This is a genomic window from Nocardioides sp. P5_E3, from assembly GCF_054049275.1.
In genome coordinates this window covers 161,381-185,118 of sequence record NZ_JBFUMR010000002.1, presented here as the reverse complement: position 1 = coordinate 185,118, position 23,738 = coordinate 161,381, and the positions used below count along the sequence as shown (strand labels likewise).

The following is a 23,738-nucleotide window of genomic DNA, read 5'->3' as shown; positions in this document are numbered from 1 at the left end:
GGGAGGCACACCTTGGGCACTCAGATGGGAGCTCTCCGGTCCGTTGAATGACATCGGGCCGGGCGAGGAGTGCGCGCGCCGACCCGCAGCAAGGGGTTAGTCGTGGCCAGCAACACCTCACCCAGCTCCGTCAGCTCTGACCGCAGGACCTACGTCCTGGACACCAGCGTGCTGCTCGCCGATCCCGGTGCGCTCACCCGCTTCGCCGAGCACGAGGTCGTGCTCCCCGTGGTGGTGATCACCGAGCTGGAGGGCAAGCGGCACCACCCCGAGCTCGGCTACTTCGCCCGTGCGGCGCTGCGCGCGCTCGACGACCTGCGCGTCGTCCACGGCCGGCTCGACGAGCCCGTCGGCATCGGCACGGAGGGCGGCACGCTCCGGGTGGAGCTCAACCACACCGACGCGGCCTCGTTGCCGTCCGGCTTCCGGCTGGGGGACAACGACACCCGGATCCTGGCCGTCGCGCGCAACCTCGCCGACGAGGGCCACGTGGTCACGCTCGTCTCCAAGGACCTGCCGCTGCGGATCAAGGCGTCCGCCGTCGGCCTCGACGCCCAGGAATACCGCGCCGAGGCGATCAGCGACTCCGGCTACACCGGCATGACCGAGCTCGAGGTCCCGGCCACCGACCTCGACGAGCTCTACGAGGACGGGGTCGTCGACCTCGCCGAGGCCCGCGACCTGCCGTGCCACAACGGCCTGGTGCTGCTGTCCGACAGGGGTACGGCGCTGGGCCGCGTGGGGGCGGACAAGCGCGTGCACCTCGTCCGCGGCGACCGCGACGCCTTCGGCATCCACGGCCGCTCCGCCGAGCAGCGGATCGCGCTCGAGATGCTGCTCGACCCCGAGGTCGGGATCGTCTCCCTCGGCGGTCGCGCCGGCACCGGCAAGTCGGCGATGGCCCTGTGCGCGGGCCTGGAGGCGGTGATGGAGCGCCGCCACCACAAGAAGGTCGTCGTCTTCCGCCCGCTCTTCGCCGTCGGCGGGCAGGAGCTCGGCTACCTCCCCGGCTCGGAGAACGAGAAGATGTCGCCCTGGGCGCAGGCCGTCTTCGACACCCTCGGTGCGCTGACCGGCAAGGACGTCATCGACGAGGTGATGGACCGCGGCATGCTCGAGGTGCTGCCGCTGACCCACATCCGCGGTCGTTCGCTCCACGACGCCTTCGTGATCGTCGACGAGGCGCAGTCGCTCGAGCGCAACGTGCTCCTGACGGTCCTGTCCCGCATCGGCGCCAACTCCAAGGTCGTGCTCACCCACGACGTGGCCCAGCGCGACAACCTCCGCGTGGGTCGCCACGACGGCATCGTCGCCGTGGTGGAGAAGCTCAAGGGCCACCCCCTCTTCGCCCACGTCACCMTGACCCGCTCCGAGCGCTCGCCCATCGCCGCCCTCGTGACCGAGATGCTGGAGGACGTCACCCTCTGACCGACGCCTCGGGCCGCCCTGGTGCGCTGTAACGCCGGGTTACTGCTTGTACCCCCCATGACGGATCCTGGTGGGTACAGCTCCTGACCCGGCGTTACAGCGGCGCGGTTGAGGCGGTGGCGGTCGTCACCATGCGTGGCCGATGGGACTGACGAGACGTAAAGACACTGTTGTGACGCAAGGGACAGCCCCAATTGTGCCGTTCGGTTTGCACGTGGTTGAACCCTCATGCATGGTGGCTCGTGACCGCTCCGTGACCTCGGTCGTCGGCAGGGCGCCGGGATCCCCCGCACCACCGCCCCGTCCCGCCGGACCAGGTCTTCGTGGTCGCCCCCGCGCCTCCGTGCACGACCCGGCGTGACACCCCCTGTCGTCAACCCCCGTGAGCCCCTGTGCCCAAGTCAGACAAGTACGTCCCGAAGCACCGCGTCCCCGGCAAGCACAAGGCCGTCCGCGCGCCCCGTCGAGCCCTGCGCACCGGCGTCGTCCTGACCGGACTGGCAGCCGCCGTGACCGGCGTGAGCGTCACCGGCGGCCTCGCTGCGAGCGACCCCGACGTGCTGACCCCCGCCGCCGCGGACGTGGCGACCACCACCCCGAGCCCGTCCGCCGAGGCCACGACCGAGGCCGCCGGCTCGACCGCGGACGCGACCACGCTCGAGCGTTCGTCGCGACAGGTCGTCTCGCGCTCGGCACGTCGGACCGACAAGGCGAAGGCCACGACGCTCGCGATGTCCGGCGGCTCGGCCGTGACGCGCTCGGAGAAGCTGTCCGAGGGCGACCCGCGCGACATCGCCCGCGCGCTGCTGCCGGCGTACGGCTTCTCCTCCGACCAGTTCTCCTGCCTCGACTCGCTCTACGTCAGCGAGTCGGACTGGCGCATCGACGCCGACAACCCGACCTCGTCGGCGTACGGCATCCCGCAGGCCCTCACCGAGCTCCACGAGCTGCCGGCGGACTACATGACCTCCGCCGAGTCTCAGATCCGGTGGGGCCTGGAGTACATCCAGGACACCTACGGCACCCCCTGCAGCGCGTGGAGCTTCAAGCAGGGCAACGGCTGGTACTGAGCCCCGGCGCGATCCGTCGGGTCAGGTCCGCTGGACCTCGCACCGACGCGCGACCTCCGCGGAGCAGCGGTCGCTCCCGGACCCGCCGCGGGCCGTGTCGCGCCCCCTGCTGCCGATGAGGACGTCGTCCTCGGCGCGACCGACCAGGAGGTCGCGTCCCGCACCGCCCACGAGCCGATCGGCGCGCTTCCCCCCGAGCAGGATGTCATCGCCGTTCCCGCCGAGCAGGGTCGAGACCTTCGTCGTTGCGTAGGGAGAGACCGTGACGCGGTCGTCCCCGCCGCGGGCGTTCACCAGGACGCGAGGGGCGCGGACCACGATCACGTCCCTGCCCTGCGTGCCGACGATGTCGGCCCGGCGGCCGGCAGTCACCAGCGCCCTGCCCTCGAACCGACCGACCTCGGTCAGGAACGAGAAGCGCCCCCCGTCCGCGGTCGTGTCGCCACACCTGAACCGCCGCCCGAGCCGGTACTCGATCGTCGAGCAGTGAGGCATCTCGATCGAGTCGTCGCCCTCGCCTCCGTCGAGCGTTCCGCTCATCGGGCCGGTGGCGTACCGGACCGCGTCGTCACCGGCACCCATGGCGGCATCGACGGTCGTGTCATACCGGTACTCCGGCGCCAGGCTCGTCGACACCGTCAGGACCTCAGCAGCACCCGACCCCGTGAACGTGAGCGGCGAGTCGACGTACACGTGGAAGAACTGCACGTTGCTCCACCGCATGAGCTCTCCCGCGTCCGACGTGGCCGTGCGGGATGCGTTGTCGACCGTGACACGTCGCTGCAGCCAGCCCTTGTGGAAGATGGCGAGATTGTCGCCCGCCCCGTCGCCGGCGGTGCCGCCGTTGTCGAGCACCGCGCCCTTCCCGCCGACGTAGAGCGAGTCACCGCCGGCGCCGGAGATCACGGTGTCGTCGTTCGGGATGTCCGGGGACGGCGAGCCGCTGTAGATGGTGTCCGAGCCGAGGCCGGCGTCGATGTGGTCGCGGCCGGAGTCTCCGCCCAGGTTCGGGTACTCCGGCTGGGCGTTCTCGGCGAAGACGGTCTCCGGTCGGCTCGAGCCGAGGAACGTGTCGTCGCCGTCGCCGAGGGTGACGCGCAGGTAGCTGGTGTTGCGGGTCTCCTCCACGACGACCGTGTCGTTGCCTGCGCCCATCAGGACGTCGAACGTCGAGTCGATGTTCGGGTGCGGGATGGTGCCTGCGCCCGGGATGATGCAGAGGAGGTCGTTGCCGTCGCCTGCGTCGATGGTGCCCCGACCGGACGCGCCCTCCGCTGTCGTGACGATGACGTCGTCACCCGGCGTTCCGGCGGTGCTGTTCCCCGCCGTCGGTCCCACGATCGTGGCGGGTCTTCCCTGGCACGTCGGGACGTCGGCCGCCGCCGCACCCGGCACGGCCATCACGGCGGACGTGGCCGCCAGCACGATCCACGCGGACAGGGGAGACGCAGGGGCCACGACGACAACTCCAGGAAGTGAGCGGAACAGGGGACCTGCGAGAGACGCAGATCGTGACGTGTCGAGCCAGGCTCAGGACAGACATCGCGGAGATGACTACCACCCCGGGTGTCACTGTCCACGCATCGCCCTGGGCGCAGCAGTAGGGGGACGCACCACCGGCGCCGGAAGTTGCGCCGCGATCAGCCCAGGTCGACGAGTGACTCGACCACCTGGTGGATGTGCGTCGACAGGGCCTGCCCCCGGGGCAGCAGCAGGGGAGTGGAGTGCGCGAGCTGGGCGTGGCCGAGGTAGGACGTGTACGCCAGGAGTGCGCGGTTCCGCGCCACGGCCGGAGACAGGCCGAGCTCGCCGTAGAGGTTGGTCATCAGCGCCAGGCGGCGCTCGGTCACGCGCTCGAGGGCGGAAGCGACAACGGGCTGCGACGCGCTGGCCTGCAGCGCCAGCTCGACGGTGCCGGCGCCGGCGTCCGTGCCGTCACTGACCGACCTGAACGCCAGGCCGAGCAGGCCGCGTAGCCGGGTCTGGGGGTTCGCTGCTGCGTCCAGGCTCGCCATCACCCGATCCGTGTCGCGCAGCTCCCACAGCTCCAACGTCGCCTCGAGCAGAGCGTTCCGGTCGGCGAAGTGCCAGTAGAAGCTGCCCTTCGTCGTCTGGAGCGCCTTGGCCAGTGGCTCCACCGCCACGGCAGCCACCCCGCCTCGCGCAAGCGCCGCGAGTGCGGCCTCGGTCCAGTCCGCGGGGCCTAGTGACTTGCGCGTTGCTCTCGCCATGCCCATACGCTACCGTATGGAATGCCTCCATACGGAGGCGTATGGAAGGAGAGCCATGAACGCTCAGATCACCTCGGTCCGGCCGGGTGCCGGATCTCCTCACCTCTCGCTCGTGGGCCCGGTTCGGCCCGCCCGTGTGCACGAGGTCCCGCTGCCAACCACGAAGCTGCTCGCACGAGCGCTCCCACGCGTCGACTGGTCCGACGCCTTCGCACTCCGCATCCCGAGCGGTGCGGCGTACCACGACCCGCAGGAGTGGGCCGACGCGATCTTCCACGGGCCGCCTGCGTGGATCCGTGTGCTCTTCGTCGTCCGTGAGGCGGCCGTCAAGGTGGCCGGCATCGAGCCGGGCGGCCGACACGTCTTCGACATCATCGAATGGAGTCCTGACGAGGTCCTCGTCGGCACCGACCAGCGACACCTCGGCTTCCGCGCGTCCGTGCTTGTCGAGCCCGGCCGCGTGGTGCTCAGCACCGTCGTCCAGCTCCACAGCGGGCGCGGACGTGCCTACTCCGCGTTGGTCCGGCGCATCCATCCGCGGGTCGTGCGCAGCATGCTGGGGCAGGCGGCCCGAGCGTTGGCGGTGGCGTCATGAGCACCGACACGGCAACGCGTAAGGCACCGGCGCCCGTCCGGCTCGTGCGCCGCTACCCGCTCGGCTCGTTCGTCGCCCTTGCCTGCCTCTTCGGATGGGCCATCTGGATCGGCGTCCTCCTGAGCGGCGGCACAGGTGGCGGGAACCTGCCGCTCGGCCCGGTCGTGGCGGCCTTCGTCGTGACCTCCTGCCTGGGGCGGGACGAGCTGCGCAGCTGGGGGCGCCAGCTCCTCAATTGGCGAGCGGGACCGAGGTGGTACCTGCTCGCCGCGCTCGCGCCGGTGGCCCTGCACGTCCTGATCGTCCTGGTCAACCACCTGCTGGGTGCGCCGCTGCCGACGCCCGACCAGCTCGCCGGCTGGACGCAGGTACCGATCACCTTCGTGGTGCTCCTGGTCCTCATCGGCATCGGGGAGGAAGCCGGCTGGACGGCCTTCGCCGCCCCGGTCCTGCTTCAGCGCCACGGCTTTGTCGTCGCCTGGCTGCTCGCTTCGGCCATGCGCATCTTCTGGCACCTGCCGCTCATGCTCCACGGGGACCTGCCGTGGGCCGTCGGCGTCGCCGGCAACGCCGCGTTCACGATGGTGACACTCCTGTTGCTGCTCGCCAGCGGCGGGCACTGGACCCTGGCGGCTGTCTGGCACGCGATGCTCAATGCCGCGGGCAGCGCGTTCTTCTTCACGATGGTGGGCGGCGCGGACAAGGACCGCCTGGACCGGCTGCTCGTCTGCGTCTACGTCGTCCTCGCGTTGACGACGTACGCCGTGTGGCGGCACCGTCGCGCACGGCTCGAAGCGAGCCCGGCGCCAGCAACCGGCGTCGACGTCCGGGGCCCGGACGAGGGGAGTGGCCATGTCGACCGACGTGCGACAGCGCACCTATGACTGGGACGACCCCGCTCCCACGGCTCTCGCCGGCCTCGACCGGGACGGCCTCGCCGTCATGCGCGGGATCGGCGCGGGGGAGCTCCCGCTCCCTCCGGCGGTGCGCACCCTCGGCATCGAACCCCGCGGGGCAGATCCCGGTCGGGTCGACTTCCGCCTGGAGCTCGGTGAGTACCACCTGAACCCGTTCGGCATCGTCCACGGTGGCGTCCTCGCCGCGATGATGGACACGGCCATGGGGTGCGCGGTCCACTCGTTACTGCCGGCGGCCGTCGGGTACGTCACCGGCGAGCTCAATGTCCGCTTCCTGCGCCCGGCGCTCCTCTCGGGCGGGCCCCTGCTCTGCACCGGCGACGTGGTGCACGCGGGCAGGACGACGATGGTCGCCTCGGCGCGCGTCGTCGACGCCGGCGAGCGTGTGATCGCGCTGGCCGGAGCGACGTGCATGGTCAGGAGGTCGTGACATGGCGACCACGACAGTCCTGCCGGCAGGTCGCGCTCGGCTCGACCGCACGGATGCTCCCGGTCCCGGGCTTGCCGAGCACGCCCTCCCCCTCAAGGCCCTCGGCGACGCCGTCGCTCTGCGCAACCACGTCCTCCGGAGGCTCGAGACGGCCGAGGCCGACCAAAGCGACGCCGCGAACAGGCGCCCTGACCCGCTCTCGTTCCGGGGTGGCGATCGAGCCTGGTCCTGTCACGGCGTGGCGCCGGCCGCGTGACCCGTCTCCGGTGGTTCCTCGAGCTCGTCGGCGACGGAGACGACCAGACCGCCGAGCATGAAGGCGACGATGGCGGCGACGAGCGTCGAGGTCGCGAGGTCCGGGATGAAGCGCCGCGCGCCCTCCGGCTCGAGGCCGTGGAAGTGGTGGGTCAGGGCGTGGCCCTTGCCGCGCGCGAGGAGGTGGCGGTTGACCGGCCAGGCCGCGAAGAACGCCACCGTCAGCGCGAGCATCATCGAGAGCCAGAACACCGGGTTCACGAGCCCCGCCTCCATGGCGCCCGGGATGACGGCCATGACCAGGTTGTCGACGATCTCCATCGTCGCGATCGACAGCGTGTCGGCCGCGAGGACGACGGTCAGGGCGGCCCCGACCCCGAGCCCCGCCCGCAGCAGCGGCAGGGTCGACAGGGAGTAGCCGAACACGAACGCCAGACCGATCGCGACGACGATCGTGCTGAGGTTGCCCAACCCGAGGGCGGTGCCGATCATCAGGCCGAGGATCTCGCCGATGGCGCAGCCGGTCAGGCAGTGGAGGGTGGCGGAGACCGCCATCGCGTTGCTGCCCATGTCGTGGTGGGAGCCGTGCCCGGCTCCGGGGAGCGTGCCGTGGTCCATGCCTCGAATATACCCCCGGGGGGTATTGACGTCAACGGGCGGCGACGGTCGTCGTCATCACGCAGTTCTTCAGTCCCTTGGGGCGCACGTAGGTGAAGCCGAGTCGTTCGTAGAGGCGGCGGGTGCCGTTGTAGAGGAACGACGACGACATCTTCTTGGTCTGGTCGGTGAGGTCGTGCGGGTAGGACTCGACCACCCCGCCACCGGACTCCGCGATCAGGTCGAGCGCGCCGCGGATCGCGAGCTCGGTGACCCCGCGGCGGCGGTAGCGCTTGTCGACGAACACGCAAGTGATCCGCCAGTCGGGGTCGGCGTCCTTCTCGGCGTCGTACTGCTTGCGGTGGTGGAGCGAGGGGAGCTCGACGGGCGTGCCGTACTCCGCCCACGCGATCGCCTCGTCGCCGTCGAGGACCAGCGCGGCGTGCGCCTCGCCCCTCTCGACGTACGACTTCTTGAGTCCGCGGTTGCCCTCCCTGCCCTGTCCCCGCTCGGGGCCGTCGGGGTGGAACCAGATGCAGTAGCAGCCGCCGAAGATCCCGTTGTGCCGGATGACGAGGTCGTCGAAGGCGGGCCACGTCTCGGACGTGAGGGGCTTGATGTCGTACGACGTCTCGCTCATTCCGGTGACGGTACGACCGGAACCGGACGAGCGGCTACCGCTTACCCCGAGGTCCGGCGACCCGTCATCGAGTCGACGTCGAGGGCGGCGTCGAGCTGCTCCTCGGTCAGGTCGCCGCGCTCGACGTAGCCCATGTCGATCACGGTCTCGCGGATCGTGGCCCCGTCGGCGAGGGCCTTCTTGGCGACCTTGGCGGCCTGCTCGTAGCCGATGTGGGCGTTGAGCGGGGTGACGACCGACGGGGAGGACTCGGCGTAGCGCCGCATCCGCCCGGCGTCGGCGGTGATCCCGTCCACGCACCTCCCGGCGAGCAGGACCGTGGAGGTGGACAGCACGTGGATCGACTCGAGCACGGCGTGCGCCATGACCGGCATCATCACGTTGAGCTCGAAGCTGCCGGACGCGCCTGCCCAGGCGATCGTCGCGTCGTTGCCGACGACCCGGGCGCACACCATCAGCGTCGCCTCGGGCAGCACCGGGTTGACCTTGCCGGGCATGATGCTCGACCCCGGCTGCAGGTCGGGCAGGTGGATCTCGGCGAGCCCGGTCGTGGGTCCCGACGACATCCAGCGCAGGTCGTTGCACGCCTTGGTGAGCCCGACGGCGATGGTGCGCAGGACGCCGGACAGCTCGACCAGCGAGTCGCGGGTGCCCTGCGCCTCGAAGTGGTTGCGCGCCTCGGTGAAGGGCTGTCCGGTCCGCTCGGAGAGCGCGGCGATGGCCCGCTCCGCGAAGGCGTCCGGGGTGTTGATGCCGGTGCCGACGGCGGTCCCGCCCAGGGGCAGCTCGCGCACGCGCGGCAGCACCGACTCCAGCCGCTCGACGCCGAGCCGCAGCGTGGCGGCGTACGCCCCCATCTCCTGCCCGAGGGTCACGGGCGTGGCGTCCATCAGGTGGGTGCGCCCCGACTTCACCGTGTCGGCGAACTCCTCTGCCTTGCCCTCGAACGACGTCGCGAGCCGGGCGAGCGCGGGCAGGAGGTCGTCGACGACGGCGAGCGTCGCCGCGACGTGGATGCTGGTCGGGAAGGTGTCGTTGCTGCTCTGCGAGGCGTTGACGTGGTCGTTGGGGTGGACCTCGACGCCGGCCTGCGCGGCCAGGGTCGCGATGACCTCGTTGGCGTTCATGTTGGAGCTGGTGCCGGACCCTGTCTGGAAGACGTCGATGGGGAACTCCCCGTCGTGCGCTCCCTCGACGATGGCGTCGGCGGCGGAGACGATGGCCTGCGCCTGCTCGTGGCGTACGACGCCCAGCGCGGCGTTGGCGGTCGCGGCTGCGGCCTTGACGTGGGCCAGCGCCTGGACGTGCCGGGGCTGCAACGTGAGGCCGCTGATCGGGAAGTTCTCGATCGCGCGCTGGGTCTGGGCCCGCCAGAGGGCGTCGCGAGGTACGTCGACCTCGCCCATGGAGTCGTGCTCGGTGCGTGTCTCGGTCACCCGACGACCGTACCCACTGCCGGCCCTCCTACGCCTGTGCGTCCTCCTCGGGACCAGCCTTGACAACTGGTAACCAAACAGTTACCAATAGACGGTGGACCCGTTCGCAGCCCTCGGTGACCCCGTGCGACGCGACCTCGTCGCGCGGCTGGCGAGCGGCCCGGCCCGGGTGGTCGACCTGGCCGCCGACCACGCCGTCAGCCGACCGGCCATCAGCCGCCACCTGCGCCTGCTGTCCGAGGCCGGACTGGTGACGGCCGACGACCGGGGCCGCGAGCGGCACTACCGGCTCGAACGCACCGGTCTGGCCGTGATCGCCGACTGGCTCGCGGCGCTGGAGCCACGCCCCCGGTTCGACGAGTCGGTCCTCGACGGCCTCGACCTCGAGGTGCGCCGCACGACCCGCGACCGGTCCGCCGACCAGCCCGACCAGCCCGACACCGCCCAGGAGACCGCATGACCACGACGCATCAGCCCCGCCCCACCGGACGACGCGAGCAGCGGCACGGCGAGACCTTCCTCGTCTTCGAGCGCACCTTCCGCGCACCGATCGAGGACGTGTGGGCGGCCGTCACCGAGTCCGACCGCCTCGCCCGGTGGATCGGGGAGTGGACCGGTGATCCGTCGACCGGTTCGGTCACCTTCCGGATGACCGCCGAGGGCGACGACGTCGCCGACGAGACCATCTGGGTCGACGAGTGCGACCCGCCTCGCCGGGTCGTCATGCGATCCGCGCAGCCCGTCGAGCCCGACCTGCTCTGGGCGTGGGAGATCGACCTGACCGAGGCCGACGGCACCACGAAGCTGACGTTCGCGCAGGGCGTCGCCGACGTCGAGCTGGCCGAGAGCGTCGGCCCCGGATGGGACTACTACCTCGACCGGATGGTCCTCGCCGAGACCGGCGGCGACCTCGCCGTCGTCGACTTCGACGACTACTACCCGGCGTTCAAGGACCACTACCGGGCACAGCTCGGCTGAGGGGTCGCGGCGTGGCCGCTTGGTGCGGTCACGACCCGTTGGGGACCATGGGGCGCATGCGACCACTGCGACTCGGGATGCACGTCGGGACGGCCGCTCTGCTGGTGGGGGTGAGCTCGGCGTGCTCCGTGCTCGGCGGTGACGACGCCGACCCGCCGTCCGGAGTGGCCGACGACCTCGCCGGCGCCCTGTCAGCCCACTCGCTCGCCGACGTGCCCCTGGTCGACGACGCCGACCGCGCCGCGTTCGCCGACCTCGTCGCCCCGTTGGAGGAGGTGCCGGTCGCCGTCGAGGTCACCTCGGTCGACGAGGTCGAGGGCACCGGCGACGAGCCCGGCTCCGCGACGGCGACGCTGGCCTGGCGGTGGCAGCTGACCGACGCGGCACCCTGGGAGTACGACACGACGGTGTCCCTCGTGCCGGCCGGGACCGGCTGGCAGGTCGACTGGGCGCCCGAGGCGCTGGCGCCCGACCTCGCCGACGGCGACACCCTCGGGCTGCGCACGGTCCCGCCGGTGCGCGGCGACATCACCGGGGCCGGCGGTGCGGTGCTGGTGACCGAGCGGCCGGTGCTGCGCTACGGGCTCGACAAGACCAAGGTCCAGGGGCCGCAGGTCGCACGGAGCGCCCGGCGGATCGCTCGCGTCCTCGACGTCGACGTGGCGTCGTACGTCGAGCGCGCGGAGGTGATGGGCGCCGAGGCCTTCGTCGAGGCGCTCGTGCTGCGCGAGGACGACGCGCTCGACGTGCTGCCCGGCTTCGCGGAGATCCGCGGCGCCCTCGCCGTGCGCGACACCATGCCGCTCGCCTCGACGCGCGAGTTCGCCGCGGCGCTGCTCGGCCGCGTCGGCCCCGCCACGCTCGAGGTCGTCGAGGCCTCGGAGGGTCGCATCGTCGCCGGCGACGAGGTCGGCCTCTCCGGACTGCAGGCCCGCTACGACGAGCAGCTGCGGGGGGTGCCCGGTGCGTCGGTCGTCGCCCGCGACGCCGACGACCAGCTGCGCACCCTCGCAGAGGTACCGGCCACCGACGGGGCCGACCTGGTGACGACCCTCGACCCGGCGCTGCAGCAGAAGGGCGAGGACGCGCTGGCCACCCTCGGCGAGGGTGCGCCGGCGGCTGCCCTCGTGGCGATCCGGCCCTCCGACGGCGCGGTCCTGGCGAGCGCCAACGGTGCCGGGGCGGCGGGCGCCGACCTCGCCATGACGGGGCAGTACGCCCCCGGCTCGACGTTCAAGGTGGTCACGTCGCTCGCGCTGCTGCGCAGCGGGATGGGGGTGGACGACGTCGTGTCGTGCCCCGCCACCACGGTCGTCGACGGCCGGTCGTTCAAGAACTACGACGACTACCCGGCCGCCGCGCTCGGCGACATCACCCTGACCCAGGCCGTCGCCCAGTCCTGCAACACGGCCCTCATCGGCAACGCCGACCGCATCGGTGACGGCGACCTGGCTGCGGCCGCCCAGGCCCTCGGGCTCGGAACCGACCACGACCTCGGCTTCCCGGTCTACTTCGGCCAGGTCCCACCGCCGGAGACGGCGACCGGGGCCGCCGCCGACATGATCGGCCAGGGCACCGTGCTCGCCAGCCCCTTCGCGATGGCCACCGTCGCCGCGTCGGTGCGGGCCGGCCGGGCCGTGCTGCCGGTGCTGCTGCCGGAGCACCAGGTCGAGCAGGTGCCCCCGCCGGAGCCGCTCACCGGTCCCGAGTCGGGCACCCTCCGCGGGCTGATGCGCGCCGTGGTCACCACCGGGTCGGGCCGCTTCCTCCAGGACGTGCCGGGCGAGGTGGGCGCGAAGACCGGCACCGCGGAGTTCGGCCAGCCCGACGCCTCCGGGGCGCTCCCGACGCACACGTGGATGATCGCGACGCGGGGCGACCTGGCCGTCGCGGTGTTCGTCGAGACCGGCGTCTCCGGTTCGCAGACCGCAGGCCCGGTGCTGGAGGCGTTCCTGCGCTGAGGGCCGCGGTCCCTCAGCGACGGGCGAGGTAGAGGAAGTACTCCTCCGGCCGGTCCTGGAGCAGCACGTCGTGGGCCTGCTCCTCCGCGGCACCGAACACCGCGCGGAGCGAGGCGAGCAGGTCCGGCGCGGCGTTGGCCGACCACACCACGAGCACGCCACCCGGGCCGAGGACGTCGCGGCACCGGCCGAGGAACTCCTCCTCGTAGACCGCCTCGTTGCGCTGGTGCACCAGGTAGCCGGGCCCGTTGTCGACGTCGAGGAGCACCAGGTCGTAGGTCGAGCGTGCCTCGGCGATCGCCATGGCGATGTCGGCGTTGACGACGGTGGCGCGCGTGTCGGCCAGCAGGGCGGGGCCGTGCGGCACCGTCCCGTCGCGCATCCACTGCACCAGCGTCTCCTCGATCTCGACCACGACCGCCCGCTCGACGCGGGGGTCGGCGAGCACCCGCTGCAGGGTGAAGCCGAGTCCGAGCCCGCCGACGAGCACCGTGGACGGCTCCTCGACCAGCTCGAGCGCCTGCGCGGCCAGCTCGATCTCGCTCGTCGTCTCGAGTGTGTCCATCACGAACACCCCGTTGACCCTGAGCTCGAGCACGTCGGCGCCGGTGCCGTTGGCGCGCCGCCGCAGCACCACCTCGCCGCGGGGGCTCTCGGCCCGGGCGATCTCCACGCTCTGGACGCTCTCGGGGATCACCATGGCGCCATCCTGCCAACCGCCGCTGCCGGACGGCACGCTGCCCACGCCGGCGTGCTGGGCAGTCTTCGTCCAAGGTCGCCGCGCCGACGGATGGTGGTGCGAAAAGGCTGCCCAGACCCGGCCCGTCCGACTACCGTGAACTCGTGTACACCGTCGGCCGCACAGCTGAGCTCACCGGCGTGCCCTCCGGGACGCTCCGCAAGTGGGAGCAGCGCTACGGCGTGGTCGTCCCGCAGCGCTCACCGGGCAACTACCGGCTGTACGACGACGAGGCGGTGCGCCGGCTCGTCGTGATGCGCAGCCTGGTCGAGGCGGGCTGGACGGCGCAGGAGGCGGCTCGCCACGTCGCCGAGGACGTCGCGGCCGCCGAGGCCCAGGTCGCGCGACCGGAGGAGCCGGCCCACGAAGCACGCTTCGAGACCCTCGTCGCCTGCGCCCAGGACTTCGACGTCCCCCAGCTCGAGCGCCTGCTGAGCGAGGGGTTCGGCGACATCGACGTGGTGTCGGTGATCGACGACTGGCTGCTGCCGTCCATGGTCCACCTCGGCAAGGCCTGGCAGCGCGGGCTCGTCTCGGTGGCGGGCGAGCACTTCGTGACCGGCGCGGTGCACCGCAGGCTCGCCCTGACGTTCCAGTCGCTGCCCCCCGCCCCGAGCGGCGGCCTGCGCGTCGTCGTGGGCCTCGCGCGCGGCTCGCGCCACGAGATCGGCGTGCTGGCGTTCGCGCTGGTGCTGAGGTCACGCGGTGTCGCGGTGACCTACCTCGGTGGCGACCTGCCGCTCGAGGCCTGGGTCGGAGCCGTGCGTCTCATCGAGCCCCGGGCCGTGGTGCTCGCCGCTCCGACGATCGAGGACCTGCCGGCGGTGCGCGAGGTGACCGAGGCGCTCATGCCGCTCACCGAGGTGCTGCTCGGCGGCGCCCACCAGGGCCGCGTCGAGGGTCCCGTGCGCCTCGGTCACCACGCCGGTGCGGCGGCCGACGCCCTCGCCACCCGCCTCGGCGCCGTCAGCTAGCACCCAGGCACCCGGTCGCAGGTGCTCAGCGGGCGGTCGGCGCGGTCGGCTCCTCGGTGCACCCGCTGCTGAACCAGTAGCCGCCGACGATGTCCACGCGGCAGTGGTTGTCGGTGGACGGCGCGTCCGTCATCGCCGGCGACGCGCCCAGCACCGAGCCCAGCACCGAGCCCAGCGCGGCCGCGACGAGGACCGCGACGCCGGCCACCCGGAGCCGCCGGTTGGTGCGCTCCTCGAGGTCTGTCACCGGCTGTGCCGTCACTGCCATGAACGGCTGCGCCGTGATCGACATGGGTCCTCCTCGGAAGTGTCCCTGCGGCTTGTCCACAGTTTGTCCACCGTTGGTGGACAACGGGACAGTAGGACTGTTGTCCACACTTTGTCCAAAGTTCGCTACCCTTGTGGGTGTGTACACCGTCGGACGCACCGCACAGCTCACCGGAGTGCCGCGCGAGACCCTGCGCAAGTGGGAGCAGAGGTATGGCGTGGTGTCGCCGGCCCGCACCGAGGGCAACTACCGGCTCTACGACGACGAGGCGGTCAGACGCCTCTCCGTGATGCGCGACCTCGTCGACTCCGGATGGGCGCCGCGCGAGGCGGCGCGGAAGGTGCTGGACGAGCCGACCCGGTCCGCCGACCTGCCCCGGCCGGGGTCGCCGCTGGAGCGGCTCGACGACCTCGCCGGCTGCGGCGAGGACTTCGACGTCGTGCGCCTGGAGGGCATGCTCGACAAGGCGTTCGCCGAGGCCGACCTCGCGGTTGCGGTCGACGAGTGGCTGATGCCGTCCCTCGTACGCCTCGGCGAGGCCTGGCAGCAGGGGACCGTGAGCGTCGCGGGCGAGCACTTCGTCAGCGCCGCCGTCCTGCGCCGGCTCGCGCAGGCGTTCCACCAGCTCCCGCACGCCCAGCCCGGGGCACCCCAGGTGATGGTCGGGCTGGCCCGTGGCTCGCGCCACGAGCTGGGCGTCATGGCCTTCGCGATGGTGCTGCGCAGCCGCGGCATCAACGTCACCTACCTCGGCGCCGACCTCCCCGTGGAGAGCTGGGTCGACACCGTCCGTGCGCTGCTGCCCGAGGCCGTGGTGCTCGCGGTCCCGACCGTCGAGGACCTCCCGGCGGTGCGCGAGGCCGTGCAGGCGATCACGCCGATCGCCGCCGTCCACCTCGGCGGCGCCCACCAGGGCCGGGTGGAGGGGGCCGAACCCCTCGGCCACCAGATCGGCGAGGCGGCGGCCGACCTCGCCGCGCGCCTCACCGCCGCCGCCTGACGGCGGCTCCTGCGGCCGCTGCCGCTACTGCGCCGAGCGGACCCGGATGCCTGAGATCGGGACCGTCACCGCGCCCGAGGGGTCGGTGAAGAAGTCGTTGCCCTTGTCGTCGACGACGATGAACGCCGGGAAGTCCTCGACCTCGATCTTCCAGACGGCCTCCATGCCGAGCTCCTCGTACTCGACGACCTCGACGGACCTGATGCAGTCCTGCGCGAGGCGAGCGGCCGGGCCGCCGATCGAGCCGAGGTAGAACCCGCCGTGGGAGTCGCAGGCCTCGGTGACGGCCTTCGAGCGATTGCCCTTGGCGAGCATGACCATCGATCCGCCCGCGGCCTGGAACTGCTCGACGTAGGAGTCCATGCGACCGGCCGTCGTGGGACCGAACGACCCGGACGGCATGCCCTCGGGGGTCTTGGCCGGACCGGCGTAGTAGACCGGGTGGTTGCGCAGGTAGTCGGGCATCTCCTCGCCGGCGTCGAGGCGCTCCTTGATCTTGGCGTGCGCGATGTCGCGGGCCACGACGAGCGGTCCGGTGAGGGAGAGCCGCGTCTTGACCGGGTGCTTCGAGAGCTCGGCGAGGATGTCGGCCATCGGCTGGTTGAGGTCGATCGGGACGACCGCGCCGCCCTCGATGTCGTGGGCCATGCCGGCGTCGGGCATGTAGTGGGCCGGGTCGGTCTCGAGCTGCTCGAGGAAGACACCCTCCGGCGTGATCTTGCCGAGCGCCTGCCGGTCCGCCGAGCAGGAGACGGCGATCGCCACGGGGCACGACGCGCCGTGGCGGGGGAGGCGGACGACGCGCACGTCGTGGCAGAAGTACTTGCCGCCGAACTGCGCGCCGATCCCGAAGGACTGCGTGAGCTCGAAGACCTGCTCCTCCAGCTCGACGTCGCGGATGCCGTGGGCGGCCATCGAGCCCTCCGTGGGCAGGTCGTCGAGGTAGTGCGCCGAGGCGTACTTCGCGGTCTTGAGGGCGAACTCCGCGCTGGTGCCACCGATGACGACGGCGAGGTGGTACGGCGGGCAGGCAGCGGTGCCGAGGGAGCGGATCTTCTCGTCGAGGAACTCCATCAGCCGCGTCGGGTTCAGGACGGCCTTGGTCTCCTGGAACAGGAACGACTTGTTGGCCGAGCCGCCGCCCTTGGCCATGAACAGGAACTTGTACTCCGGGACGTCCTTCGCGGGCGTCGAGTAGAGCTCGATCTGCGCGGGCAGGTTGGTGCCGGTGTTCTTCTCCTCGAACGTCGTCAGCGGCGCGAGCTGCGAGTAGCGGAGGTTGAGGCGGGTGTAGGCGTCGTACACCCCGCGGCTGATCGCCTCGCCGTCGTCGGTGCCGGTGAGGACGCCCTCGGACTTCTTGCCCATCACGATCGCGGTGCCGGTGTCCTGGCACATCGGCAGCACCCCGCCGGCGGAGATGTTGACGTTCTTGAGCAGGTCGAGCGCGACGAAGCGGTCGTTGCCGGAAGCCTCGGGGTCGTCGATGATCCGGCGCAGCTGCGCGAGGTGACCGGGGCGGAGGTAGTGGCTGATGTCGTGCATCGCCTCCTCGGTGAGCCGCCGGATCGCCTCGGGCTCGACCCGCAGGAAGGTGCGACCGCCGACCTCCACGGTCGACACGCCCTCGGTCGTGACGAGGCGGTAGGGGGTCTCCGGGGCGCCGTTGGAACCGGCGGTCGGGAGGAGGTCGGAGTAGTGGAACTCAGGGCCAGTGGCAGCGGTCGTCACGGCTGCCGATGCTACGCCGGGCCGGGCTCCGCGCCGGACTCGCCCTCCGGGTCCGGACGGGCCTCGGGACGCGCGCCCTCCTGCGCCTCCTGCGCCTGCCGCTGCTCGCGCGCCCTGCGCCGCTGCTCCTCCGCGCGCTCGCGCACCTTCTTCAGGAACGCCTCGTCGGCGGCGGGGTCGGTGGCCGCGAACCGGCCGGGGCGGTCGTACTCGGGGAACGCGCCTGCACTGCGCTCGTGGGGACCGTGCCGCCGGGCGGCGCGCTGCGGCCGGCCCGCGACGAGCCAGGCGATCGACCCGACGAACGGGAAGAACAGGACGAGCAGGATCCACCAGACCTTGGACAGGTTGCGGACCTCGTCGTCGCGGGACGAGATGGCCTCGACGATGCAGTAGATGCTGAGGACCAGCGGGACCAGGAAGAAGAGCAGGCGAAGCACGTGTCATACCCCCGTATGCCGACCCCGGGCGCGCCGGGGACCCCGAACCGACCGGGGCGACGGCAGCGTAGCGGCGTGGTGGCCGTCCGGGAGGAGAACCGCCGAGGCGGGCCAGACCGCGCGTTCATCGGTCGTACCCAGACACGTCACGCGGGAGTAGCCTCCGAGCAGACGCGCCCGACGAGGCTCCGCGCGGAACATTCCACCGGCTGCGGCCGGCCAGCACCCTGGAGGTCGAAGTTGAAGCTCCGCACCACACTCGTGTCCCTCGCCGCGATGGCGACCCTCGCAGCCGCCGCCGGCTGCGCGGCTCCGGAGAAGGAGTCCGACACCACCACTGAGAGCGGCGTCGACGCCGCGTCCGCCAAGTCCGCGGAGGACTTCGGCGGGATGGACGAGCTCGTGAAGGCTGCCCAGGACGAGGGCACCCTCAACGTCATCGCCCTGCCGCCGGACTGGGCCAACTACGGCGAGGTCATCTCCACCTTCGAGGACAAGTACGACATCAAGGTCAGCTCCGACCAGCCCGATGCCGCCTCCCAGGACGAGATCAACGCGGCCAACGACCTCAAGGGCACCGACCGCGCGCCCGACGTCTTCGACCTCGGCCAGTCCGTGGCCCTCGCCAACACCGACCTGTTCGCGCCCTACCAGGTCGAGACCTGGGACGACATCCCCGACGAGTTCAAGGACCCCGACGGCACCTGGGTCAACGACTACGGCGGCTACATGTCGATCGGCTACGACTCGTCCGTCGTCCCCGACGTCACCTCGGTCGCCGACCTGATGAAGCCCGAGTTCAAGGGCCAGGTGGCGCTCAACGGTGACCCGACGCAGGCCGGTGCGGCGTTCAGCGGCGTCATGATGGCCGCGATCGCCAACGGCGGGTCGGCCGACGACATCGCGCCGGGCGTCGACTTCTTCGCCGACCTGAAGAAGGCCGGCAACTTCCTCACCGTCGACCCCGACTCCACGACGATCGAGCAGGGCACCACGCCCGTCGTCATCGACTGGGACTACCTCGGCGCGGCCGCGGCGGCCAACGTCGACACGTGGAAGACGGTCGTCCCCGAGGAGGCCGTCGTCGCGGGCTACTACTTCCAGGCGATCAACGCCGACGCGCCGCACCCGGCGGCCGCGCGGCTGTGGCAGGAGTTCCTCTACAGCGACGAGGGCCAGAACCTCTGGCTCAAGGGTGGCGCCCGTCCGGTCCGCGGCGAGGCGATGGCCGAGGCCGGCACCATCGACGAGGAGCTCTGGGGAGCCCTGCCCGAGGTCACCGGCGACCCGGTCATCCCGACCGACGACCAGACGGTGACCGCCGGCGAGTACCTCGCAGCGAACTGGTCCAAGGCCATCCGCTGAGCACGCCGACCCGCGTGAGCGGGGGCACGGGCCGGCGGTTCGCCGTCGGCCCGGCCCTCCCGCTCCTGCCGTTCCTGCTCTTCGTCCTCGTCTTCCTGGTCGTCCCCACGCTGACCGTGGTGCTGGGCGCCTTCCAGGACGAGGACGGTCGCCCGACGCTGGGCAACCTCGACGCGTTGCGAAGCGAGGCCGCGCTCACCGCGCTCAGGGGGTCGCTGATCCTCTCGGCCTCGACCGCCCTGATCGGCGCGGTGCTCGGCGCGGTGCTGGCGTACCTCATCGTCTCGCTGCCGGCGCACAACCTGCTGCGTCGCTCGTCGCTCGCCATCAGCGGCGTGCTCGCCCAGTTCGGCGGCGTCGTGCTCGCCTTCGCGTGGATCGCGACCATCGGTCCGGTCGGTGTCGTCACCCTGGCGATGTCCGACCTCTTCGGGGCTGACGTCTACGGCAGCGGCTGGCTGTTCGGCCTGCCCGGCCTGGTCGTCGTCTATTCATACTTCCAGGTCCCGCTGATGGTGATCGTCTTCGCCCCGGCCTTCGACGGCCTTCGGCCGCAGTGGCGCGAGGCCGCGGTCAACCTCGGCGCGAACACCTGGACCTACTGGCGCTACGTAGCCCTGCCGCTGCTCACGCCGCCCTTCCTCGGCGCGTTGCTGCTGCTGTTCGCCAACGCGTTCGCGGCGTACGCCACCGCGGCCGTGCTGGTCAGCCAGGGCCAGCCGATCGTGCCGCTCATGATCCGGCAGGCCATCACCAGCGAGGTCCTGCTCGGGCAGGCCAACGTGGGCTTCGCGCTGGCGCTCGAGATGATCGTGGTGGTGACGGTCGTGATGGTGGGCTACAACCTGCTCCTCCGGCGTACGGCGAGGTGGATGCGATGACGCAGTCCCGGGGCTTCAAGGTCTTCCGCGCCGTCGGCCTCCTGCTGTTCGCGGCCTACTTCTTCGTGCCGCTGCTGGCGATGTTCGACTTCTCCACCCAGGTCCGGGGGAGCGCACCCGGCCGCACCTGGGACAACTGGGCCCTCATGGTCACCGACGAGGACCTCCGCTCCTCGATCGTCGCGTCGCTGCTGCTGGCGCTCTTCACCGTCGTGCTGATGGTGGCGCTGCTGGTGCCGACGATGGTGTGGGTGCGGCTGCGGGTCCCGCGGGCGCGCGGGCTGATCGAGTTCCTCTGCCTGCTCCCGCTGACGATCCCCGCGCTGGTGATCGTGGTGGGGATCAGCAACGTCTACTCGTGGGTGACCTACCTGCTGGGGGACAGCGCGCTGGTGCTGACCTTCGCCTACGTCGTCCTGGTGCTGCCCTACGCGTACCGCGCGATCGACGCCTCGTTGTCTGCGATCGACGCTGCGACGCTCTCGGAGGCCGCCCGCTCGCTGGGCGCCGGGTGGTTCACCGTGATCGTGCGCATCATCATGCCCAACATCACCGGCGGCATCCTCGGAGCCGCGTTCATCGCGGTGGCGCTCGTGCTCGGCGAGTACGTGTTCGCCTCCTTGCTGCACTTCGACACCCTGCCCGTGGCGATGGCGGCGCTCTACAAGAGCAACGGTCCCGCCGCGATGGCCGCCGCTCTCGCCTCGATGATCCTCGTGGCCGTGCTGCTCGTCGGCCTCACCTTCCTCAGCCGCGACCGGCACAAGCAAGGAGCGTCCTCATGACCGACCTCTCGACCGAGCGCGGGCTGGCCGTCGACCTCTCCGACCTCACCCGCATCTACGGAGAGGTCCGCGCCCTCGACGGCCTGACCCTCCACCTCGAGCCCGGCGAGCTGGTCGCGCTGCTCGGCCCGTCGGGCTGCGGCAAGACCACCGCCCTCCGCATCCTCGCGGGGCTCGACCGGGCGACCTCCGGCTCGGTGTCGGTGGGAGGCAAGGACCTGACCAGGGTGCCGGCCAACAAGCGCGACATGGGCATGGTGTTCCAGGCCTACAGCCTGTTCCCGCACATGACGGTGATCGACAACGTCGCCTTCGGCCTCAAGCTGCGGGGGAGCGACAGCGCAGGACGCCGCAGGCGGGCCGGCGACATGCTGGACCTGGTCGGCCTCAGCGAGCACGCCGACCGCTACGCCCACCAGCTGTCCGGTGGCCAGCAGCAGCGCGTCGCGCTGGCGCGGGCGCTGGCCGTCGAGCCGTCGGTGCTGCTGCTCGACGAGCCGCTCTCGGCGCTCGACGCCAAGGTGCGCGTGCAGCTGCGCGACGAGATCCGTCGGGTGCAGCTCGAGGTCGGCACCACGACGTTGTTCGTCACCCACGACCAGGAGGAGGCGCTCGCCGTCGCCGACCGGGTCGGCGTGATGAACGCCGGCCGCCTCGAGCAGCTCGCGCCGCCTGCGGAGCTCTACTCGGCCCCGGCGACCCGGTTCGTCGGCGAGTTCGTCGGCCTCAGCAACCGGCTCCCTGCGACCGTCGCGGGCGGTGTCGCCTCGGTGCTGGGCCGCGAGGTGCCGGCCCTCGACGGTTCTGCCCCGGGTGACGGCTTCGCGCTCGTGCGTCCGGAGGCCGTCTCGGTCGTCGCGGACGAGGGGGGCCACGCCACCGTCACGACGGTGATGTTCCTCGGTCCACTCTCGCGGGTCACCTGCACGCTCGACGACGGCACCGACGTCGTCGCCCAGCTGGCGAGCTCCGAGGCCCTGCGCCTCGAGCCCGGCACGCGGGTCCGGCTGACCGTCGACGCGGTGCCGGTGCTGGTGGTGGCCTGAGGCGTCAGCGCCAGGGCGTGACCAGGGCGGTGAGGTCGGGTGCGAGCTCCTGCATCAGTTTGGGGCCGAAGGTCACCCGGTGCACGCCCATCACCTGCAGGTCCTCCAGCGACCCGGCGGCGCTGCCCGTGCGCGGGTTGGCGATGATGTTGACCGGACCGGACAGCGCGTCGAGGAGGGCCTGCAGCGCAGCCGCGTCCGGTACGCCGACGGGGTAGACGCAGCGCGCACCCGCCTCCTSGCACGCCTGCAGGCGGGTGGCGGCCTCGCCGACCGGGTCCGCGAACTGGTCCTTCTTGAGGAAGACGTCGGTGCGCGCGTTGACCACCATGTCGACGCCGGCCGCGTCCGCCGCCTGGCGGATCGCGCCGATGTAGTCGGCGTGCTCCGCCGCCGAGCGCATCCGGCCGCCCTCGGAGTGCACGGTGTCCTCGATGTTGAGGCCGACGGCGCCGGCCTCGAGCAGCCGCTCGACGAGCTCCTGCGGCGTGGCGCCGTAGCCGGCCTCCATGTCGGCGGTCACCGGGACCTCCGGCACGGCCGAGCAGATCCGTCGTACGCCGTCGAGGGCGTCGTCGAGCGTCATGTCCTCGTTGTCGCCCTGGCCGCGGGAGTCGGCCAGCGGGTGGCTGCCGATGCTGAGCGCTCCGAAGCCGGCCTCGGCGACGACCTTCGCGGACCAGGCGTCCCAGACGTTCGGCAGGACCAGCGTGGAGCCGGTGTGGTGGAGCTCGAGGAGACGGGTGGCGAGGGTGGCGACGGAGGTGGTCATGCGTCGAGGCTGCCACGCGCGAGGCGCGGAGCACAGGGGCCAGCGGGCATAGGACCCCGCGCTCGGGTGTTGCAGGCGACGTGAAGGTCCACGAGGCAGCGCCCGACCCCGTGCTGGACTCCGTCCTCGATTCCGTGCTCGACTCGGTCGTGATCGGCGCGGGGCAGGCCGGTCTCGCGGCGTCGTACTTCCTGCGCCAGCGGGGAATCGACCACCTCGTCCTCGACGCCAATCCCGGTCCCGGCGGGGCGTGGCAGCACCGGTGGGCGTCACTCAGCATGGGCGACGTCCACGGGGTGGCCGACCTGCCGGCGTCCACCGCCCCCGACGGCAGCGACCGGGCGGCCAACCTGGTCGTGCCCGACTACTTCGACGGCTACGAGCGGTGGCACCACCTCCCCGTCGTGCGCCCGGTGCAGGTCGACCGCGTCGAGAGCGAGGGCGGCCTCCTCGTCGTGCGCGCGGGCGACCGGGTCTGGCGCACCCGGACGTTGGTGAACGCGACCGGCACCTGGACGCGCCCGTTCGTGCCGCACTACCCGGGCATCGCGTCGTTCGTCGGCGAACAGCTCCACACGGCCGGCTACCCGGGCGCCGAGCACTTCCGCGGCAAGCGCGTGCTCGTCGTCGGCGGCGGCGCCTCCGCGGTGCAGTTCATCGGCGAGCTCGCCCCCGTCACCGACACGCTGTGGGTGACCCGCCGCCCGCCGGTGTGGCGCGACGACGACTTCGACTCCGCCGCCGGCCTCGCCGCGGTCACCGCCGTCGAGGAGCGCGTACGACAGGGGCTGCCGCCGGCGAGCGTCGTCAGCGTCACCGGCCTGGCGCTGCGTCCCCAGGAGCAGGAGGCGGCCCGGCTGGGCGCCTACGAGCGGCGCCTCCCGATGTTCGAACGGATCGAGCCCCACGGCGTGCGGTGGTCCGACGGCCGCTTCGAACCGGTCGACGTGATCCTCTGGGCCACCGGCTTCCGTCCCGCCGTCGAGCACCTCGCGCCACTCGGCCTGCGCTCCCCGCAGGGCGGCATCGCCCTCGTCCCGGTGCCCGGCAACGTGCAGGGCGCGACCACGGCCGTGGCCGACCCGCGCGTGCAGCTCGTGGGCTACGGCCCCTCGGCCAGCACGGTCGGCGCCTCGCGCGCGGGTCGACAGGCCGCCCTCGCGGTGTCGCGACACCTCGCCGCGCGGGCGGCCTGAAGC

General features: G+C 71.9%; 25 protein-coding genes. 15 read left to right on the top strand and 10 right to left on the bottom strand.

Annotation, left to right across the window (positions count from 1 at the left end; translation table 11 throughout):
- Positions 1 to 102 precede the first annotated feature (102 nt).
- Together ACXJKB_RS01845 and ACXJKB_RS01840 are read left to right on the top strand one after the other, a co-directional pair.
- Complete coding sequence (locus ACXJKB_RS01845) at positions 103 to 1,428, top strand: PhoH family protein (RefSeq protein ID WP_457184854.1); 1,326 nt, start codon at positions 103 to 105, stop codon at positions 1,426 to 1,428.
- Positions 1,429 to 1,820: 392 nt separating this feature from the next.
- Positions 1,821 to 2,498 carry an aggregation-promoting factor C-terminal-like domain-containing protein gene (locus ACXJKB_RS01840; protein WP_457184852.1) on the top strand — a complete coding sequence of 226 codons (678 nt, stop codon included), beginning with the start codon at positions 1,821 to 1,823 and terminating at the stop codon, positions 2,496 to 2,498.
- A gap of 21 nt (positions 2,499 to 2,519) precedes the next feature.
- Here ACXJKB_RS01840 and ACXJKB_RS01835 read toward each other — a convergent pair whose 3' ends face one another.
- Both ACXJKB_RS01835 and ACXJKB_RS01830 read right to left on the bottom strand, forming a co-directional pair.
- Positions 2,520 to 3,956 carry a hypothetical protein gene (locus ACXJKB_RS01835; protein WP_457184850.1) on the bottom strand — a complete coding sequence of 479 codons (1,437 nt, stop codon included), beginning with the start codon at positions 3,954 to 3,956 and terminating at the stop codon, positions 2,520 to 2,522.
- 182 nt (positions 3,957 to 4,138) lie between these two features.
- Positions 4,139 to 4,729 (bottom strand): TetR/AcrR family transcriptional regulator, encoded by a 591-nt coding sequence (locus tag ACXJKB_RS01830; protein ID WP_457184848.1) that lies wholly within the window; start codon positions 4,727 to 4,729, stop codon positions 4,139 to 4,141.
- A 55-nt stretch (positions 4,730 to 4,784) separates the two neighbouring features.
- Between ACXJKB_RS01830 and ACXJKB_RS01825 the strand changes: the two genes are divergently transcribed.
- The 3 genes from ACXJKB_RS01825 to ACXJKB_RS01815 are packed head-to-tail and all read left to right on the top strand — an operon-like array spanning position 4,785 to position 6,671.
- Positions 4,785 to 5,324 (top strand): DUF2867 domain-containing protein, encoded by a 540-nt coding sequence (locus ACXJKB_RS01825; protein ID WP_457184846.1) that lies wholly within the window; start codon positions 4,785 to 4,787, stop codon positions 5,322 to 5,324.
- Positions 5,321 to 6,208 carry a CPBP family intramembrane glutamic endopeptidase gene (locus ACXJKB_RS01820; protein WP_457184844.1) on the top strand — a complete coding sequence of 296 codons (888 nt, stop codon included), beginning with the start codon at positions 5,321 to 5,323 and terminating at the stop codon, positions 6,206 to 6,208. Before ACXJKB_RS01825 ends, ACXJKB_RS01820 begins: the two co-directional genes overlap by 4 nt.
- Entirely contained in the window at positions 6,177 to 6,671 is a 495-nt protein-coding gene (locus ACXJKB_RS01815; protein ID WP_457184842.1) for a PaaI family thioesterase, read from the top strand. Before ACXJKB_RS01820 ends, ACXJKB_RS01815 begins: the two co-directional genes overlap by 32 nt.
- Before the next feature lie 231 nt (positions 6,672 to 6,902).
- Here ACXJKB_RS01815 and ACXJKB_RS01810 read toward each other — a convergent pair whose 3' ends face one another.
- From ACXJKB_RS01810 to ACXJKB_RS01800, 3 genes are read right to left on the bottom strand one after another with little or no spacing between them, the layout of a single operon-like run.
- Complete coding sequence (locus tag ACXJKB_RS01810; protein ID WP_457184840.1) at positions 6,903 to 7,544, bottom strand: DUF4396 domain-containing protein; 642 nt, start codon at positions 7,542 to 7,544, stop codon at positions 6,903 to 6,905.
- A gap of 31 nt (positions 7,545 to 7,575) precedes the next feature.
- On the bottom strand, positions 7,576 to 8,163 hold the full coding sequence (locus ACXJKB_RS01805) for a GNAT family N-acetyltransferase (protein ID WP_457184838.1): 588 nt from the start codon (positions 8,161 to 8,163) through the stop codon (positions 7,576 to 7,578).
- 41 nt (positions 8,164 to 8,204) lie between these two features.
- Positions 8,205 to 9,599 carry a class II fumarate hydratase gene (locus tag ACXJKB_RS01800; protein WP_457184836.1) on the bottom strand — a complete coding sequence of 465 codons (1,395 nt, stop codon included), beginning with the start codon at positions 9,597 to 9,599 and terminating at the stop codon, positions 8,205 to 8,207.
- A gap of 94 nt (positions 9,600 to 9,693) precedes the next feature.
- Between ACXJKB_RS01800 and ACXJKB_RS01795 the strand changes: the two genes are divergently transcribed.
- Genes ACXJKB_RS01795 through ACXJKB_RS01785 form a run of 3 tightly spaced genes read left to right on the top strand, consistent with a single transcriptional unit; the run spans position 9,694 to position 12,538 of the window.
- Positions 9,694 to 10,059 carry an ArsR/SmtB family transcription factor gene (locus tag ACXJKB_RS01795; protein WP_457184834.1) on the top strand — a complete coding sequence of 122 codons (366 nt, stop codon included), beginning with the start codon at positions 9,694 to 9,696 and terminating at the stop codon, positions 10,057 to 10,059.
- A complete protein-coding gene (locus ACXJKB_RS01790; RefSeq protein ID WP_457184832.1) occupies positions 10,056 to 10,577 on the top strand; it encodes an SRPBCC family protein in 522 nt (173 codons plus the stop codon). The genes ACXJKB_RS01795 and ACXJKB_RS01790 overlap by 4 nt, the downstream gene beginning before the upstream one ends.
- A gap of 56 nt (positions 10,578 to 10,633) precedes the next feature.
- Positions 10,634 to 12,538: a penicillin-binding transpeptidase domain-containing protein gene (locus ACXJKB_RS01785; protein ID WP_457184830.1), complete on the top strand. Its 1,905-nt coding sequence runs from the start codon at positions 10,634 to 10,636 to the stop codon at positions 12,536 to 12,538.
- 13 nt (positions 12,539 to 12,551) lie between these two features.
- On the opposite strand, the gene ACXJKB_RS01780 is transcribed toward ACXJKB_RS01785, so the two are convergent.
- Complete coding sequence (locus ACXJKB_RS01780; RefSeq protein ID WP_457184828.1) at positions 12,552 to 13,238, bottom strand: spermidine synthase; 687 nt, start codon at positions 13,236 to 13,238, stop codon at positions 12,552 to 12,554.
- A gap of 143 nt (positions 13,239 to 13,381) precedes the next feature.
- On the opposite strand from ACXJKB_RS01780, the gene ACXJKB_RS01775 reads away from it, so the two are divergent.
- Positions 13,382 to 14,251 carry a MerR family transcriptional regulator gene (locus ACXJKB_RS01775; protein WP_457184826.1) on the top strand — a complete coding sequence of 290 codons (870 nt, stop codon included), beginning with the start codon at positions 13,382 to 13,384 and terminating at the stop codon, positions 14,249 to 14,251.
- A 25-nt stretch (positions 14,252 to 14,276) separates the two neighbouring features.
- Here the strand turns inward: ACXJKB_RS01775 and ACXJKB_RS01770 are convergent, their stop codons facing one another.
- Positions 14,277 to 14,543: a hypothetical protein gene (locus ACXJKB_RS01770; RefSeq protein WP_457184824.1), complete on the bottom strand. Its 267-nt coding sequence runs from the start codon at positions 14,541 to 14,543 to the stop codon at positions 14,277 to 14,279.
- A 115-nt stretch (positions 14,544 to 14,658) separates the two neighbouring features.
- On the opposite strand from ACXJKB_RS01770, the gene ACXJKB_RS01765 reads away from it, so the two are divergent.
- Positions 14,659 to 15,519: a MerR family transcriptional regulator gene (locus ACXJKB_RS01765; protein ID WP_457184822.1), complete on the top strand. Its 861-nt coding sequence runs from the start codon at positions 14,659 to 14,661 to the stop codon at positions 15,517 to 15,519.
- A gap of 24 nt (positions 15,520 to 15,543) precedes the next feature.
- Here ACXJKB_RS01765 and ACXJKB_RS01760 read toward each other — a convergent pair whose 3' ends face one another.
- Together ACXJKB_RS01760 and ACXJKB_RS01755 are read right to left on the bottom strand one after the other, a co-directional pair.
- A complete protein-coding gene (locus ACXJKB_RS01760; RefSeq protein WP_457184820.1) occupies positions 15,544 to 17,250 on the bottom strand; it encodes a fumarate hydratase in 1,707 nt (568 codons plus the stop codon).
- An 11-nt stretch (positions 17,251 to 17,261) separates the two neighbouring features.
- Positions 17,262 to 17,690, bottom strand: coding sequence for a PLD nuclease N-terminal domain-containing protein (locus tag ACXJKB_RS01755; RefSeq protein ID WP_457184818.1), 429 nt, complete (start codon positions 17,688 to 17,690; stop codon positions 17,262 to 17,264).
- Positions 17,691 to 17,930: 240 nt separating this feature from the next.
- Here ACXJKB_RS01755 and ACXJKB_RS01750 point away from each other — a divergent pair, with 240 nt between their 5' ends.
- Genes ACXJKB_RS01750 through ACXJKB_RS01735 form a run of 4 tightly spaced genes read left to right on the top strand, consistent with a single transcriptional unit; the run spans position 17,931 to position 21,767 of the window.
- Positions 17,931 to 19,055 (top strand): ABC transporter substrate-binding protein, encoded by a 1,125-nt coding sequence (locus tag ACXJKB_RS01750; RefSeq protein WP_457184816.1) that lies wholly within the window; start codon positions 17,931 to 17,933, stop codon positions 19,053 to 19,055.
- 14 nt (positions 19,056 to 19,069) lie between these two features.
- Complete coding sequence (locus tag ACXJKB_RS01745; protein WP_457184814.1) at positions 19,070 to 19,936, top strand: ABC transporter permease; 867 nt, start codon at positions 19,070 to 19,072, stop codon at positions 19,934 to 19,936.
- Positions 19,933 to 20,721 carry an ABC transporter permease gene (locus ACXJKB_RS01740; RefSeq protein WP_457184812.1) on the top strand — a complete coding sequence of 263 codons (789 nt, stop codon included), beginning with the start codon at positions 19,933 to 19,935 and terminating at the stop codon, positions 20,719 to 20,721. The genes ACXJKB_RS01745 and ACXJKB_RS01740 overlap by 4 nt, the downstream gene beginning before the upstream one ends.
- Positions 20,718 to 21,767, top strand: coding sequence for an ABC transporter ATP-binding protein (locus ACXJKB_RS01735; protein ID WP_457184810.1), 1,050 nt, complete (start codon positions 20,718 to 20,720; stop codon positions 21,765 to 21,767). Before ACXJKB_RS01740 ends, ACXJKB_RS01735 begins: the two co-directional genes overlap by 4 nt.
- A gap of 4 nt (positions 21,768 to 21,771) precedes the next feature.
- Here the strand turns inward: ACXJKB_RS01735 and ACXJKB_RS01730 are convergent, their stop codons facing one another.
- Positions 21,772 to 22,539 (bottom strand): isocitrate lyase/PEP mutase family protein, encoded by a 768-nt coding sequence (locus ACXJKB_RS01730; protein WP_457184808.1) that lies wholly within the window; start codon positions 22,537 to 22,539, stop codon positions 21,772 to 21,774.
- Positions 22,540 to 22,619: 80 nt separating this feature from the next.
- Here ACXJKB_RS01730 and ACXJKB_RS01725 point away from each other — a divergent pair, with 80 nt between their 5' ends.
- Positions 22,620 to 23,735: an NAD(P)-binding domain-containing protein gene (locus ACXJKB_RS01725; RefSeq protein ID WP_457184806.1), complete on the top strand. Its 1,116-nt coding sequence runs from the start codon at positions 22,620 to 22,622 to the stop codon at positions 23,733 to 23,735.
- Positions 23,736 to 23,738 lie beyond the last annotated feature (3 nt).